General features: G+C 55.5%; 14 protein-coding genes and 1 riboswitch. Of the genes, 6 read left to right on the top strand and 8 right to left on the bottom strand.

Annotated features, from left to right (window positions below; all coding sequences use genetic code 11):
* Nucleotides 1-3: 3 nt before the first annotated feature.
* Nucleotides 4-927: an ArsR/SmtB family transcription factor gene (locus AC0LWF_RS16620; protein ID WP_474652662.1), complete on the bottom strand. Its 924-nt coding sequence runs from the start codon at nucleotides 925-927 to the stop codon at nucleotides 4-6.
* A gap of 82 nt (nucleotides 928-1009) precedes the next feature.
* Here AC0LWF_RS16620 and AC0LWF_RS16625 point away from each other — a divergent pair, with 82 nt between their 5' ends.
* Together AC0LWF_RS16625 and arfA are read left to right on the top strand one after the other, a co-directional pair.
* Entirely contained in the window at nucleotides 1010-1150 is a 141-nt protein-coding gene (locus AC0LWF_RS16625; RefSeq protein ID WP_474652663.1) for a hypothetical protein, read from the top strand.
* A 62-nt stretch (nucleotides 1151-1212) separates the two neighbouring features.
* Entirely contained in the window at nucleotides 1213-2727 is a 1515-nt protein-coding gene (gene arfA, locus AC0LWF_RS16630; protein ID WP_474652890.1) for an arabinosylfuranosidase ArfA, read from the top strand.
* Nucleotides 2728-3315: 588 nt separating this feature from the next.
* Here arfA and glpK read toward each other — a convergent pair.
* Nucleotides 3316-4839, bottom strand: a complete 1524-nt coding sequence (glpK, locus tag AC0LWF_RS16635) for a glycerol kinase GlpK (RefSeq protein WP_474652891.1) — start codon at nucleotides 4837-4839, stop codon at nucleotides 3316-3318.
* Between the two features lie 32 nt (nucleotides 4840-4871).
* Nucleotides 4872-6758 carry a glycerol-3-phosphate dehydrogenase/oxidase gene (locus AC0LWF_RS16640; RefSeq protein WP_474652664.1) on the bottom strand — a complete coding sequence of 629 codons (1887 nt, stop codon included), beginning with the start codon at nucleotides 6756-6758 and terminating at the stop codon, nucleotides 4872-4874.
* A 196-nt stretch (nucleotides 6759-6954) separates the two neighbouring features.
* Between AC0LWF_RS16640 and AC0LWF_RS16645 the strand changes: the two genes are divergently transcribed.
* The 4 genes from AC0LWF_RS16645 to AC0LWF_RS16660 all read left to right on the top strand — a co-directional run bounded on the left by AC0LWF_RS16645 (nucleotide 6955) and on the right by AC0LWF_RS16660 (nucleotide 10300).
* Nucleotides 6955-7347 carry a VOC family protein gene (locus AC0LWF_RS16645; protein WP_474652665.1) on the top strand — a complete coding sequence of 131 codons (393 nt, stop codon included), beginning with the start codon at nucleotides 6955-6957 and terminating at the stop codon, nucleotides 7345-7347.
* A gap of 69 nt (nucleotides 7348-7416) precedes the next feature.
* A complete protein-coding gene (locus tag AC0LWF_RS16650; protein WP_474652666.1) occupies nucleotides 7417-8589 on the top strand; it encodes a stalk domain-containing protein in 1173 nt (390 codons plus the stop codon).
* 26 nt (nucleotides 8590-8615) lie between these two features.
* A riboswitch (ZMP/ZTP riboswitch) is annotated at nucleotides 8616-8703 on the top strand.
* A 95-nt stretch (nucleotides 8704-8798) separates the two neighbouring features.
* Nucleotides 8799-9674, top strand: coding sequence for a bifunctional 5,10-methylenetetrahydrofolate dehydrogenase/5,10-methenyltetrahydrofolate cyclohydrolase (locus AC0LWF_RS16655; protein WP_474652892.1), 876 nt, complete (start codon nucleotides 8799-8801; stop codon nucleotides 9672-9674).
* Nucleotides 9671-10300 (top strand): cyclodeaminase/cyclohydrolase family protein, encoded by a 630-nt coding sequence (locus AC0LWF_RS16660; protein ID WP_474652667.1) that lies wholly within the window; start codon nucleotides 9671-9673, stop codon nucleotides 10298-10300. The genes AC0LWF_RS16655 and AC0LWF_RS16660 overlap by 4 nt, the downstream gene beginning before the upstream one ends.
* 28 nt (nucleotides 10301-10328) lie before the next feature.
* Here AC0LWF_RS16660 and AC0LWF_RS16665 read toward each other — a convergent pair whose 3' ends face one another.
* From AC0LWF_RS16665 to corA, 5 genes are all read right to left on the bottom strand, one after another.
* Nucleotides 10329-11156 (bottom strand): prenyltransferase/squalene oxidase repeat-containing protein, encoded by an 828-nt coding sequence (locus AC0LWF_RS16665; protein ID WP_474652668.1) that lies wholly within the window; start codon nucleotides 11154-11156, stop codon nucleotides 10329-10331.
* Nucleotides 11157-11254: 98 nt separating this feature from the next.
* Nucleotides 11255-12760 (bottom strand): sensor histidine kinase, encoded by a 1506-nt coding sequence (locus AC0LWF_RS16670; RefSeq protein WP_474652669.1) that lies wholly within the window; start codon nucleotides 12758-12760, stop codon nucleotides 11255-11257.
* Nucleotides 12757-13440, bottom strand: coding sequence for a response regulator transcription factor (locus tag AC0LWF_RS16675; protein WP_474652670.1), 684 nt, complete (start codon nucleotides 13438-13440; stop codon nucleotides 12757-12759). Before AC0LWF_RS16675 ends, AC0LWF_RS16670 begins: the two co-directional genes overlap by 4 nt.
* 151 nt (nucleotides 13441-13591) lie before the next feature.
* Nucleotides 13592-13879 (bottom strand): small, acid-soluble spore protein, alpha/beta type, encoded by a 288-nt coding sequence (locus AC0LWF_RS16680; protein ID WP_474652671.1) that lies wholly within the window; start codon nucleotides 13877-13879, stop codon nucleotides 13592-13594.
* A gap of 73 nt (nucleotides 13880-13952) precedes the next feature.
* The gene (gene corA, locus AC0LWF_RS16685; RefSeq protein ID WP_474652672.1) at nucleotides 13953-14906 is read right to left on the bottom strand and encodes a magnesium/cobalt transporter CorA; all 954 of its coding nucleotides are present in this window, start codon (nucleotides 14904-14906) and stop codon (nucleotides 13953-13955) included.
* Between the last annotated feature and the right edge of the window lie 8 nt (nucleotides 14907-14914).

A 14914-nucleotide genomic window follows, 5' to 3' on the forward strand; every position in this document is an offset into this window, starting at 1 on the left:
CCACTATTCATGGCTGCCGCTCGCCGCACGATAGGTCCGAAACACAATCGACTGATTGTAGTTTCCAAACGCTTCTCCGTAGATGGTGAGCCCGCCGATATGCTCGGCTTCTTCCGGAACAGCGAGGCGCAGCAGCCAGTCGTTGCGGGACATGACAATATCGGATAGCTTCACGTCTGACAGCCGTTGGCCGTCGAGGTAAGTGCCGTCTTGGGTAATGCGAATGATTTTAAGCCATCCATATTGATTCAGGTGCACGTTCCACCACGCAGGGTTCAGCTTGCCCCGCCCTTCACCGGAGTCACCGGGACTTGTCCATGCGCCAAGCAGCTTATTGTTGAGGTAGAAATGAATGTCGGACGGCCAATCGACACGCACACCGGGCGCCTCCGAGCCAATCTCCAGCGAAATCTCGATCTCCTCCAACGACTGCCCGAGCAGCACGTAGTTCGGTATCCGATATTCCACGTAACCTTTGCCGAACCAGAGAATTTGCGCATGCATTCGCTCCGGATCGTGAAAATAGCGCGGGTCGTCAAATTGCCCAATCATATGCTCGCTTGTAGCAAGGCCGCAGGTCGGATGAATATCGAAGCTGGTGTAGTGGCCGACCGGCACCGATACCTCGTGGCACTCCCGCTTCTGTTCGGCTGTTTGCGGAATCGTAATCTCCACTTGGCCTTCGGCAAGCGAGCAAATCTTATGCGTCCCGCCGCCGCGCCGGACGAGCTTCGTCTCGATAAGCCCGCCCTTCTCCAGCTTCTTCGCATGCATGGTCACGATTGCGCTGCTGAGGCCAAGCCCCGCCGCAAGTTCTTTTATATTCATCGGCTGTACCGCGAGCAGCTCTAGGATGTGCAATCTCACATCGCTTGCAAGCGCTTCGTAGAGGGGGAGCCATTTGCGGTCTAAGCTTGCACGAATCATCGTCGTTCACTCCGTATCTTGGCTGATATAGCCGATTGTCTGCGAATGCCAGTATATAGGTCCAGCCGGCAGCGGTCAAATTGTGGATGCACGCTCATCCTCGGCGGCGCTCGCAACGCAAAACAGCAGCATCGACCGATTCGTCATCCCGACTTCTACGATTACGGCATACGATTTGCTGCCAAAAGAAATACTTGCGCGGAACCGCCATGATGCGTTTTAATAATGGTGTGGTGTTTTTTTGTTAACTAATTAATATATTTATTAAACCAAGAGGTGACCATGATGTCAATGCAAGCGAAGCTGATTGTGGATAAAGATTTTACGATTGGCGAGGTCGACAAGCGAATTTATGGCTCTTTTATTGAGCATTTGGGACGCGCCGTATATGGCGGCATCTATGAACCGGGACATCCGTCTGCGGATGAGCAAGGGTTTCGCGGTGATGTAATGGAGCTCATTCGCGGCATCGACGTGCCGATTGTGCGCTATCCTGGAGGTAACTTCGTCTCCGGCTACAACTGGGAGGATGGAGTTGGACCGGTAGAACTGCGCCCTAAGCGACTGGAGTTGGCATGGCGGACGTTGGAGCCTAACTTGTTCGGGCTTGGCGAGTTCGTGGATTGGTGCCGTAAAGCGGGTACAGAGCCGATGATGGCGGTCAACCTCGGCACACGCGGTCCAGAGGAAGCGCGGCAGCTGATCGAGTATGCGAACCATCCATCCGGCACATATTGGAGCGATCTTCGCGTGCAGCACGGCCATAAGGCTCCGCATGCGATTAAGACGTGGTGCCTCGGCAACGAAATGGACGGCCCATGGCAGATCGGCGCCAAGACGGCGGAAGAATACGGCCGCATCGCCGCTGAAACGGCGAAGGTGATGAAATGGATCGATCCGAGCATTGAGCTGGTTGCCTGCGGAAGCTCCGGCCTCGGCATGCCTACATTCCCGGAATGGGAGCGTACGGTGCTGGACCTAAGCTATAACGAGGTGGATTATATTTCGCTGCATCAGTATTATGGCAATCGCGACAAGGATACGGCGAATTTCCTGGCGCAATCCATGGGCATGGATGCTTTCATCGGCTCCGTTATTGCGACTTGCGACTATATTCAAGCGAAGAAGCGCAGCAAGAAGAAGGTTCACCTCTCCTTCGACGAGTGGAACGTTTGGTACCATTCCAATGAGGCGGATTCCCGCATCGAACCGTGGTCGGTGGCGCCGCCGCAGCTCGAGGATGTGTACAATCACGAGGACGCGCTGCTTGTCGGCAGCATGCTCATCAGCATCCTGAAACGTGCGGATCGGGTCAAAATGGCGTGCATGGCGCAGCTCGTCAACGTCATTGCGCCAATCATGACGGAAACCGGCGGCGGCGCGTGGAAGCAGACGATTTATTATCCTTACATGCATACGAGTATATTTGGCCGCGGCACGGTGCTCGTTCCGCTGGTGGAATCGCCGAAATATGATGCAAAAGACTACACCGACGTCCCTTATCTGGACGCGATCGCGGTGCATAATGCCGATGCCGGCGAGGTGACGGTGTTCGCCGTGAACCGTCATTTGAGCGAATCGCTGCCTCTGTCGGTCGATCTGCGCAGCTTCGGCAGCTTCCGTCTGATCGAGCATATCGTACTCGAATCGGACGATTTGAAGGCGGCCAACACGAAGGCGGATCCGAACCGCGTCGCTCCGCACACGCACGGCAACGCCGTGGTCGGGAGCAGCGGCGGCGGTCTCGTCGCCTCGCTTGGCAAGGCGTCGTGGAACGTGATCCGCGTGAAGTTGGGGTAGTTTGCGGGGCGGAGTTGAGAGGCGATATTGAGAGAGGCTTAACCCGCTATTCGGCGGGGGAATGCCTCTTTTTTGTGGCTGAGAGAGGCTTTTCACTCTCTCAGTAGTGACATGCCGGTTATTCGGTGACACTTCGGCGCCACTCCGGCGCTGAGAGATCGCATACGTGCTCTCAGCAACAATATTCGAGTTACTTGGTGCCACTTAGGCACTGAGAGATCATAGATGTGCTCTCAGCAGCAATATTCGAGTTACTTGGTGCCACTTGGGCACTGAGAGATCATAGATGTGCTCTCTGCTGACTTTTTGCCGGTTTCGGATGCTGAGAGAACACATACGTGCTCTCAGCAGCAATAATCGAGTTACTTGGTGCCACTTGGGCACTGAGAGATCATAGATGTGCTCTCAGCAAACTTTTCGCCGGTTTTGAACGCCGAGAGATCGCATACGTGCTCTCAGCAACGGCAAACAGCTAGCCACTCCGCTGCCTAGTTCCCCCTATTCGCACCCTCCTTCACTACTGCCAACCAACACAAAAAAACGGAGCAAGGCTCCTCCCTGCTCCGCTCGCCAAACCAACAACTACAACTACAACTGATACCCAACCGCCTTCTGCCAGCCGCCGTATACGCCGGCGCGCCAGGCTTCGTCCCGCTCTGGAACGAAGGTGCGGTCCAGCTCCCACAGCGCGCGGAGCTCGTCCGTGCCGCTCCAGAAGCCGACGCCGAGGCCAGCGAGGAACGCCGCGCCGAGTGCTGTCGTCTCCAGCATGACCGGGCGGACAACGGATACGCCGAGCAGGTCGGCTTGGAACTGCATGAGCATGCTGTTCGCGACCGCGCCGCCATCGACCCGCAGCTCCTTCAGCCGCAGGCCGGATTCTGCGGTCATCGTGCCGAGCACATCCGCGGTTTGATACGCGATGGACTCCAGCGCCGCGCGCACCAGATGCGCCGAAGTGACGCCGCGCGTCAAGCCCGTTATCATGCCGCGCGCCTCGGCATTCCAATACGGCGTGCCAAGTCCCGTGAACGCCGGGACAACGTAAACGCCGAGCGTGTCCGCAACCGAAGCGGCCAGCGCCTCGCTCTCGGATGCATGGGCAATCAGGCCAAGCCCGTCGCGCAGCCATTGGATGACGGAGCCTGCCGTAAAGACGCTGCCCTCCAGCGCGTAGGCCGTCTTGCCGTTCAGCTGCCATGCGATCGTCGTGAGCAGACCCTTCTCCGATGCAACCGGCGCCTCGCCGGTATTCGTCAGAAGAAAGCAGCCTGTCCCATACGTATTCTTCGCCATGCCCGACTCAAAGCACCCCTGGCCGAACAATGCCGCCTGTTGGTCGCCCGCAACACCAGCAATAGGAATACCACGAAATTTGCTGATGTCTCTATCCGCCTCACCAACCACGCCAGCCCCATCCGCACCGAGCAGCCGCGTATAGCCAAAAATCCCGCTCGATTGCTTCACCTCCGGCAGCATTGCAGCAGGAATACCTAGCTTCGCCAAAATCTCCCCATCCCAAGCCAACGTGTGAATATTGAACAGCATCGTCCGCGAAGCATTCGACACATCCGTTGCATGGACCGCGCCCTCTGTCAGCTTCCATATCAGCCAAGTATCAATCGTACCGGCAATGGCGCGCCCTGCCTCCGCTTTCTCGCGAAGCCCCGGCACCTCATCGAGCAGCCACTTCAGCTTCGTCCCCGAGAAATACGGGTCAAGGACAAGCCCCGTCCGCGCACGGACCTCGGCTTCCCAGCCCTCCGCTTTCAGCGACTCGCACATCACGCTCGTGCGGCGGCACTGCCATACGATTGCCGGGTGCAGCGGCTCGCCTGTCTCGGCATCCCAAACAACCAGCGTTTCACGCTGATTTGTAATGCCGATCGCGCTAATTCGCGCCGCGGAAACACCACTGGCTGCCTCTTGCATTACCGCAAGCTGCGTACGCCATATTTCATCCGCATCCTGCTCCACCCAGCCGGCCTGCGGAAACACCGAAGCAAATTCCTGCTGCGCGGAGGCCGCTGCCCGCCCCTGCCGATCGAATAATATCGCTCTGCAGGACGTTGTTCCCTCATCTAGCGCCAATATATACTCGCCCTTCTCCATCTCCATCGTCAACGATGCCTCCTCCAGTCAGCTCACGTCATATCTGGAAAAGCCGTAACCGCATGCAGCTCTGCCTGCACACGCGCCAGCTCCGTCCGTCGCTTCTCCTCATTCCAGCCGAACCGCTGCCCAAGCAGCCGTACGACCGCGCCAGTCAACTTCTCCGCACGCCCCCGGTCGAACAAGATCATCCCCGTGCGCCGCATCAAGAAGTCTACCGCGCTGCACGTCATTTCCTCTTCCACCGCAAAATCAAGCTCCGCACGCAGCGCCCACTCCAGCCGAGCATTATGCAATGCCTCCGCTCGACCAACTGCGACGGTAATTCGCCGTCCCGCAGCAGCACTACCCGCTTCACCTGTACCACTCGCTCCTCCGGCACTGCCGGCACTGCCGGCATTACCAGCACTACCAGTTCCACCAGCTCCGCCAACACCAGCTCGAACGTCCTCGCGTGCAGCCGCAACGGGCAAGCCCGCCCCAGCAGAAGCAGCAGCCCTTTGCTCAGTTGCCTCCGCACGTTCATACGCAGCGTATCGCGCAAGCAGCTTCGGCGTATTACTCCCGTATCGCGCCACCCAGCCGCTCAGCGATTCCTCCGGCACGCCCTGGCGCTCTCCCTCCAGAAGCAGCGCTTCGCACATCGCTTCAAAGGTCGGATAGCCGCTGTAGTCGCCGCCAGAGAGCACCTCTTTATGCGTCGTGCAACCACCGAACTTGCGTCCGGTTCCCTCTTTGACATCCGCTGCGACGAGATCCACGACCTTCTCCGCCATTTTGCGAAAACCAGTCAGCTTCCCGCCTGCAATCGTAACGAGCCCTTTGTCCGATATGAAGATCTCATCCTTACGGGAAATCTCCGATGGGCTCTTCCCGTCTTCGTGAACGAGCGGCCGAACTCCTGCCCAGCTCGACTCAATATCTGCGCTAGTCAGCGCAGCCGTCGGAAAAGCCGCGTTCACTGCCGTCAATAAATAATCGCGGTCAGCGCGCGTCGCAATAACATCGCCAGGATCGTCGTTATAAAAGGTATCCGTCGTTCCGAAATACGTCTTCCCATCACGCGGAATAATAAAAATCATTCTTCCATCAGGCACATCTATATATATGGCCTGCTTCACAGGCAGCTTGGCATAGTCTACTACAAGATGAACGCCCTTGGTCAGCATGAGCCGCTTCCCTTCAACCTTGCCGTCCATGCTGCGCACGTGATCGACCCACGGTCCTGCTGCATTGACGATTTTGCGCGCATAGATGTCGTAGAACTTCCCGCTTCGAGTATCCTTCACCCTTGCTCCGCAGATAACGCCATCCCGATAAAGCATCTCCTCTGCCTTGGCATAATTCACAATGGAGGCGCCGTGGCGATGCGCCGTCTTCATCACTTCCAGCGTCAGCCGTGCATCATCTGTCCGATACTCGTAATAGCGGCCGCTGCCTCGAAGACCATCACGCTTCAATAGCGGCTCCAACGCTTCCGTCTGAACACGCCCATACATCCGCCGCCGCTCCGCTCGTTTCACTCTTGCCAGTCGATCATAGATATATAAACCAATTGAGGAGGCATAGTAGCCGAAGGTGCCGCCCTTATACACTGGCATCAGCATCGGCGCAGGGATAACAACATGCGGCGCATGTCGATGCAGCAGCGCCCGTTCCCGGCCCACTTCCGCGACCAGCCTCACTTCGCCCTGCTTCAGATAACGCAGCCCGCCATGCACAAGCTTCGTCGACCGACTGCTCGTACCTTGCGCGTAGTCGCCCATCTCAACGAGACCAGCCCGCAGCCCGCGCCGCGAAGCGTCCCAGGCGATGCCCGCCCCTGTAATGCCCCCTCCAATGATAAGCACATCCAATAGTTCAGATGCCATTCGTTCCAAATACATCGCCCGCTCCGATGCCGAGAAAGGTTCGTTCATTGCCTGCAAGCCCTCCTTATGAGCAAAAACTCCACAAGATATGCTTCTTTACATGCTGATATGACCTGCGGAATCGTCTCTTTTATCAGTATAAACTCAGGAGGAATTTCATACCAGTTGTCAGCATATATGATATTATTAATTTATGAAACACAGTTTCATACAATAAAACTATCAACGAGGAGGCACAACGACCATGACTAAGCCACAATCATTCTCATTCGACGGAATTGACCATATTCAGCTTGCCGCACCACCGGGCTGCGAGGAAGCGGCTAGGGAATTTTACGCAGGCATCCTAGGCTGGACAGAGCTTCCCAAACCAGTCGAGCTGCAGAATCGCGGCGGTGCTTGGTTTCAATGCGGCTCGCATCAGGTGCATATTGGCGTTCAGCAGGATTTTGTCCCGGCGCTTAAGGCACATCCGGCCATCCTCGTTCGCCAGCTCGATGCGCTTCGCAGCCATATCACTGCAGCAGGCGTCACCGTAATCAACGATGATGCACGGAGCTCGGATTCCATCCGCCGCTTCTACGTTAGCGACCCTTGGGGTAACCGGCTCGAATTTATGGAATATATCACACTGTAACCTTTTCCCGCCCAGGCGCGTCTATCCGATCAAACAAACATATTCCAATGATTGGGAGATGCGCCGACAATGAAGCTCAATTCCTTCGTAAAACGTTCTGCCGCAACTATGATCGTCGCCGGAGTCCTTGCCACTTGCTTTGCCGCCGCACCACCGGCCGGACTAACCTCAGCCAAGGCAGAAGCAGAAGCCAGCACTGCGCCGCAGCAAACAAAGCCGATCTTCGTCTACTTCAACAACTCGCAGCTGACCACTCCAGATACGACAGCGATTATTAAAGATGGCAATCTGCTGCTCCCGCTCCATTTGCTCGGCGGCATTCCCGGCGCTTCGTTCTCTTTTGACACCGCCAGCCAAACGATCTATGCCTCCTACGATACGCACAAAGGCAGCCTTCGTCTTGGTGAACAATCAGGCACGGTGGACGGTCACAGCATGACTTTTGCCGGCAAAGCCGTTCTGCTGAACAAGCGTATCTACGTCCCTGCCCGCTTCGCAGTCGCTGCAATCGGGGGAACGATCGTATGGGACGCGAAATACCGGATTGCATCCATCTTCGGCTCGCAATATGTTACGGCGAATGGCAAGGGCGGACAGTACAAGCTCGACGGCACGACAGGTTCACTCTATTTCAAAAAGCAAGGTCAGCAGCAGAAGCTGATCGGCAAGAGCATCGCGAAGCTGAACCTCGGCTACATTCCGATGGCGACGATGAGCGTTATCTCGATCGGCAAAGACAGCGAGCTGATTACGATCAGCCATATCCATGGGGAGCCGTTGATCAACGACGAAGTATACACCTTGTTCGTTAGAAATGGCGTAATCGTCCATCAGATGCAGGCACATTACTGGCAATTCGGGCCCCGGAATGCGGCAACAGCAGGCAACCTCGCAATCATGACGGACGGCCGCAACGTGCAGCTCGTAAACGGCGATGCCCAAATTGTCCGAAGCTATTCGCTTCCTGAGCTCGCAGGTCTAGATGCCGCTTTTGATGTTGAGGCTGTACATAGCGACTTCCTGCTATTCCGCTCCGAAGAGGGACTGCTGTACATGGCCGATTTCAAATCTGGCAAGACAACGGCGCTCTATCAAACGTTCAAGCTCGATCCGAAGCAGCTCGCCCCCTTCTATGACGGAATCACGTTCAAGGAACAGGACGGGAACAAGCTCTATTTTGAAGTAGCGTCTAACCAGGACGGCCATCGAGAAATTCTTTCTTACGGGATTGGTGGCGAATAGATTCTGTGATACACTATGGTCAAAATCATGCTGTATGCGACTGGCGAGAACGCGTGGAATAAACCACGGGGAAGCATACATTCGGCACATCTACCGTTCGCCTGGGTAAAGTATTTGCTGTTAAACCCCCTTGTCTTCTAAGACATGGAGCGTTTAGCGCGAGTACTTTTTTTTATTCCACGGATAAAGGGGAATGGATCAACATGACAATGGCAAGCTTGTTGAAGGCAAAAGAGGCGGCGGAGCTCGTCTACGCCGGCATCCGGGAGCGCGTCTCGGAGCATCAGAGGAATGAAATCCAGCCGCGCTTGGCGACACTGCTCATTGAGGGCGACCCGGCATCGGCCTACTATGCCAAGTCGAAGCAGCGCATGGCTGAGAAGCTCGGCATCACGTTCGACTTGCACTGTCTTAAGGCCGACATCACCGCGGAGGAGCTGACCGGTTTAATCCACAGCCTGAACACGGACGAGCGGATTCATGGCATTATGCTGGAGCTGCCGCTGCCGAAGCACTTGTCCGTTACAGCCATCGTGGCGCACATCTCGCCACTCAAAGATATCGACGGCGTCACGCCCGCCAATAAGCTGGCGACGCTAACGGGCGAAGCGGGGCTCTACCCGGCAACGCCGCAAGCCTGCATCGGACTGCTTCGGCATTACGGTTATCCGCTTGAAGGCCGCAACGTCACCTTGATCGGCAGAGGCCAGACGGTCGGACTGCCGCTGTTTCATCTGCTGCAGCGCGAACAGGCGACGGTCACCGTCTGCCATTCGCGCACGCCGGATATCGCTTCGCATTTGCGGCATGCGGATATTGCAATCGTCGCCGCCGGCAAGCCGGGCATCATCACTCGCGAGATGGTGCAGCCGAACCCACATCTCATTGTCATTGATGCCGGAATCAATGAAACAGCCGACGGCTCCATCATAGGCGATGCCGCTGCTGATGTAAGCGAAGCGGCGGCAGCAATATCGCCGGTTCCAGGCGGCGTCGGCACGCTCACGACCGCCGTGCTCTTCCGCAATCTGATGGATGCGATTCAGCTTCAACTTCAGGCAGCTCGAAAGGAGAATAACCGATGACAACGGTATGCTGGGACGATACATTGCGCCGCTTTCTGGAGAGAGCAGCAAGCGCCGATCCAACGCCCGGTGGCGGAAGCGCCGCTGCGGTTGCCGCCGCGCTCGGCACTGCCATGTCAGCGATGGCAAGCCATCTAACGCAAGGCGACAAATTCGCCGAAGTGCAGCACCTCATCGCGCCGGCGCTCGATCAGCTCACGCGGCTGTCCTCCGAATGCGAGGAGCTGCTTGCGGCAGATATTCGCGCATTCGATCGTTACATGGCAGCGCTAAAGCTGCCGCGAGCAACCGAAGATGAGAAGCTTCGCCGCAAGGCCGTTCTTCACGATTCAACGATAAGCGCCATCGAGGTACCGCTCCGCCTAATGCGTGTGTGCCACTCCGGTCTGCAAGCGACTTGGAGCATTACCGCTTGCACGAATCCGCATGTCATTTCGGATCTCGGCATCGGCGCGATCCTGCTTGAAGCGGCTGCTCAATCGGCACTGCTCACGGTGCAGATCAACTTGGCTGCGCTTAAGGACGACCCGCTCCGCGAGGAGCTCAAAACAACAGCAAGCACGCTGATTGCCGGCATCGAACAAATAAAAAACCGGACATTAGCTGTCGTTCGCGACAGAATCTAATGTCCGGCTCTTTCGAATTCTATTCTAGCTACAGCCTTCCGTAATTGCGCAGCGCGTTCAACACAACCGTAGTCGTATAGGCTTGCCAATGCTTCAAATCATGCTCATCGCTCCAGCCTCCGTCCTCGCGCTGCGAGGATTCGAGGTGGTCGAGGAACTTGCTTCTAAGCTCTGGAGGAGTCGCTTGCGCAATCAGGGAGTCCGGCGTCTGGGCAAAAGAGAAGTAAGAGAAGTACTGCTTCGGCTCCGCCTTGGATGCGCAAGCAATAATGTTCGCAATCGCCGCTTCCCTGTGCGGTGCAAGCTCCGGCGTTGCAGGCGGATTAACATAGTAATCAAAGGCGTGATAAGCCATGAAGAGCCACTCATTCGCCTGGATTTCCGCTATGTCCAGCTCCTCGCTTGCCCACTGAGCAGTAGATGCCTTCAGCTCGTCCGAACAAATGCCAAGCCGAATCAAATTTCCTGTAATCGAATCCGGTTTCGTCTGTCCGCCTCCGCTCCACCATGGAGCGAGCGGGTATTTCATCAGCGAATCCGGATTGCGCAAGGAGCCATCCGCTTCGCGATTACGCTCCACCCATTCGACTGTGCCTTCGAGCAACGGTGTAAGAGGCACTCCGGTATCCCGATTGATATTCAGCAGAAACTCTAGCGCCAGCGGATGCGAGTCCGGGCATTTGATATCATGCTCAAGACCGTGCGCCCACCCTCCGTCCGCGTTCTTATAGTTCAACAGGCAGCTATGCAGGCGCTCTAAGGAGCCGCCGTCGAATAAATAGCTGAATAGTGCCTGCTCCCACAATAGCCCGTTTGCATATACAAATTGTCTTGCCCTATCAACGGATACCGACATGCGCGCTAACCTCCAATTGGCTTCTTTTTCTCCCCTACTAGTTCGGTACGGGAATGCTAATTCCTTCCAATTGCCCAGTGAAATGCACCTGTCGCCGGTTACGCTGCTCCTTGCAGCAGTACGCTAAACCTGACGCCTTCCGGCGTATTCGTAATGCTGTACTGCGCTCCGTGGGCATCCAGCACTTTGCTTACAATATACAAGCCTAGCCCGCTGCCTCCGGTTGAGCGGCTTCGCGATTGCTCCGCGCGGTAGAAGGGCTCGAACAGCCGCGGCAGCTTCGGCTCGTCAATCGACACTCCTGTGTTAAGCACCTCAAGCCGATACATCATTCGCGGCCGGACGCCATCCGCGCTCATGCTCGCTGGCTCCTCCCACAAACGCACGATGACACGCTCCTCATCGCCGGAATATTGCACCGCATTCGTAATAATATTCGAGACCGCCTTGGACATGAGCCGCTCATCCGCCGTAATGATCGCTTCATCCGGCAGCTCGCAATCGAGCGTCATGTTCTTCACATTGGCTAAATAGCTTACATGACCGACCGACTCGCGGATAAGATCCACAAGATCTACCTCTCTCATCAGCGGCAGGAAGTCGCGACTCTCCAGCTTCGACAGCTCCAATATCTCATGAACAAGCTTGTCCATATCCTGCATGATCGTATAAGACTTGCGCAAATACGTGTCCCGATCCCGGAATGCTCCAACGTTCGCGATCATGGCCTCGAGCTGTCCGCTCACTGCGGTAATCGGCGTCTTCAGCTCATGCGAGATCGTTGCCACGAACTCGCGCCGCTTGGATTCCTGCTCGCGCTCCCGTTCAATGTCGCTCTTCAGCTGAGTGTTCGCTTCCTGCAGCTCGCCCATCGTCGATTGCAGATTAACCGCGAGCCTGCTGAGGCTGAGCGACAGCTCCCCAAGCTCATCACGCGTCTTCAGCGCCGGCTCCGTTGCGGAGAAGTCTAGCTTCGCAAGGCGTCTTGCCACCTTGTTCAGCGAAAGCAGCGGCTTTGCAATAAGCCTCGAATAGATGAGCGCTCCGCCAATTGCGATGAGTAGAATCGGGATGAGCATATAGGGCAGGAATAGCAGGATGACGCCTGCCGCCTCGCCGACCGGTTGCAGTGGCGCATCCACGTACAATGTGAATACTTCATCGCTCTCGGCGAATTTGATCTTTCTCTCTACGCTGAGCAGATGCATGCCTCGATCGCTAGGGTCCCTGCTACCTGCCTCAAACCTTCCCGCCTGCATTTGCTTGCGAAGGCCTAGGTAGCTGTCGCCTGTCCCGATCCAGTTCTTCATCGTGCGGAAATTCGGCGGAATGTAGTACCCGTTCCCATCGCTGTCGCGCAGCATCATCATGGCGTTATGCTCCTGACCGAACTGAGCCATGAGAGGAATGGCATCCGTGGTGCTCTTACCGTCGATGCCCTTCACAAGTACGCTGACGCCGCTCTCGAGACGATCCTGTTTGATTAATTTATAGTAACTCGGCAGCATGAAGTAAAGCGTCAAGTAAATGACCAGCGCGAACGTGACGAGGAGCGCTGTCGTGACGAGGAAGATTTTGAACCGGATGCCTTTGCGCCGTGTCATCCTTCCACCGCCGCGACTTCCGTTTCAAGCGAGTACCCGACTCCTTTGACCGTACGAATGACAGAGATGCCGAGCTTCTTCCGAATGTTCTTAATATGCGCGTCGACAATGCGAGAATCGCCATAATAGTCGTAGCCCCACACTTTGTCGAGCAGCATGTCCCTTGTCAGAATGCGCCCGGCATTAACAATGAGCGTGTTCAAAATATCAAATTCCTTCGTCGTCGTATCAATCAGCTTGCCATCGACGTACACCTTGTACGCATCGGCATCCAGCCGCAGTCTTCCGTCGAACAACAGCTCTCCGGACTGTCCAACACGCGTGCGCCGAAGCACCGCCTCAACCCGCTTCATGAGTACATGGAATGAGAACGGCTTCGTCACGTAGTCGTCCGCTTCTTCCTCGAACGCCTTTAGCTGATCCTTCTCCTCGCTGAGCGCCGTCAGCACGATGACCGGCGTATCCGACTTCTCGCGGATTAAGCGGCACACTTCATAGCCGTTCATCGACGGCAGCATCAAATCGAGTATAACCAGATCGTAATTGGCCTGCTGAAACTTCTTCCAGCCTTCCAGACCATCGCTTGCCACATCTACTTCATAGCTCTGCGCTCGCAGAAACTCGGCAATAAGCTCTTGAATATAATAATCGTCCTCGACAACGAGAATAGCGGCCGGCATAGCAGCAATCCCCCATCCTAATAAGTTACTCTAAGCATACCTGCCCAATATGAAAGGAATATGAATATAGGCTAAAAAAGGGATGAACAAAAAAAACTGACACCGCCATATTGCCGCAGTGTCAGTTCGTCAGTTCCTTCTGTTGTTGCTCCTATTGCCTGCCCTCATTCGCCAGCTTCTCTTGCGCCATGCGGATTAACTCCTTGACCATCGCGCCGCCGATCTGACCGCCGATTTGACCGGCGGACTCCGTCGAGAGCTGGCCGTTATACCCATGCTCAAGCGGAATCCCGAGCGACTTCGCGACCTCGTACTTCACATCGTCAGGACGGCTCGAATTAACGACGTAGCCTTCCTTCCGCATTACCTCGGCTTTGAATGCGCTCATATGCGCATCCGCTGCTGGGACAACATGCTTTCTTCGACTTCTTCGTGCCATTTTGACCTATCCGCCTCCTTCTGGAGTATCTACCGATTACCGTACCCCATGGCGAAATGTTCTATTCAGGCACTCATTCGAACCAGCCTTTAACCTTGAACCATCCATACATGCCGACCGACAAGATAGCCATCACAATGAGAACGAGGAAGTATCCAGCATGCCATTGCAGCTCCGGCATATTCGAGAAATTCATTCCGTAAATTCCGGCAATGAACGTTAGCGGCATGAAGATCACCGTTATGACCGTCAGTGTCTTCATAATCTCATTCATCCGGTTAGAATTGATTGACATATAATGATCGCGCAGATCCGACGTCATATCGCGGTTGGAATCGACCATCTCTGCGAGCTTCAGCAGATGATCATAGATATCCGTAAAGAACAGATGATAATGCGGCAAAGCCTCGATTCGTTGCGTGTTCAGCAGCCGGTAGAGCAGATCCCGCATCGGCACGAATGTTTTGCGCAGCTTCAGCAGCTTGTTGCGAATATCGAACACATGGTTCAAATTCGAGCGGAAGCCCTGCTCATTCGTTCCTTCCGTCTCAAACTCCAGCAGCTGGTCTTCAATCGCCTGCAAAGCCGGAAAATACTGATCCACCAGTTCATCCATCACCGCATACGCCGCATGCAAATTGCCATGAACTTCGGTATGCGGCTTATGGCGAACCTTCTCCCAAGCTTGATCGATCTCGTGATGCGGCTGGTGATGGTAGCTGACGAGAAAGTTTTTGCCGATGAACAAATCTACCTCGGTCGCTTCGAGCGTACGCTCGTCAATCGCATGAAGGACGAGGAAGTGAACATCCTCATAATGATCCATCTTCGGCCTTTGCAGGTAAAGCATACAATCTTCGATCGCGAGCGGGTGAAAATGAAAATAGTCATCCAGCAGCTTCGATTCCTCTGCAGTCGGTTCGGAGAAATCAACCCAGTACCACTGGACATGCTTTCCGTCTAGCTCCGAGAGGTTTGACAGCTGCATCACGCGATGGTCCTTCGTAATCAGCATTATTCGCATCATGATGGTAG

The organism is Paenibacillus sp. sgz302114 (assembly GCF_056120345.1).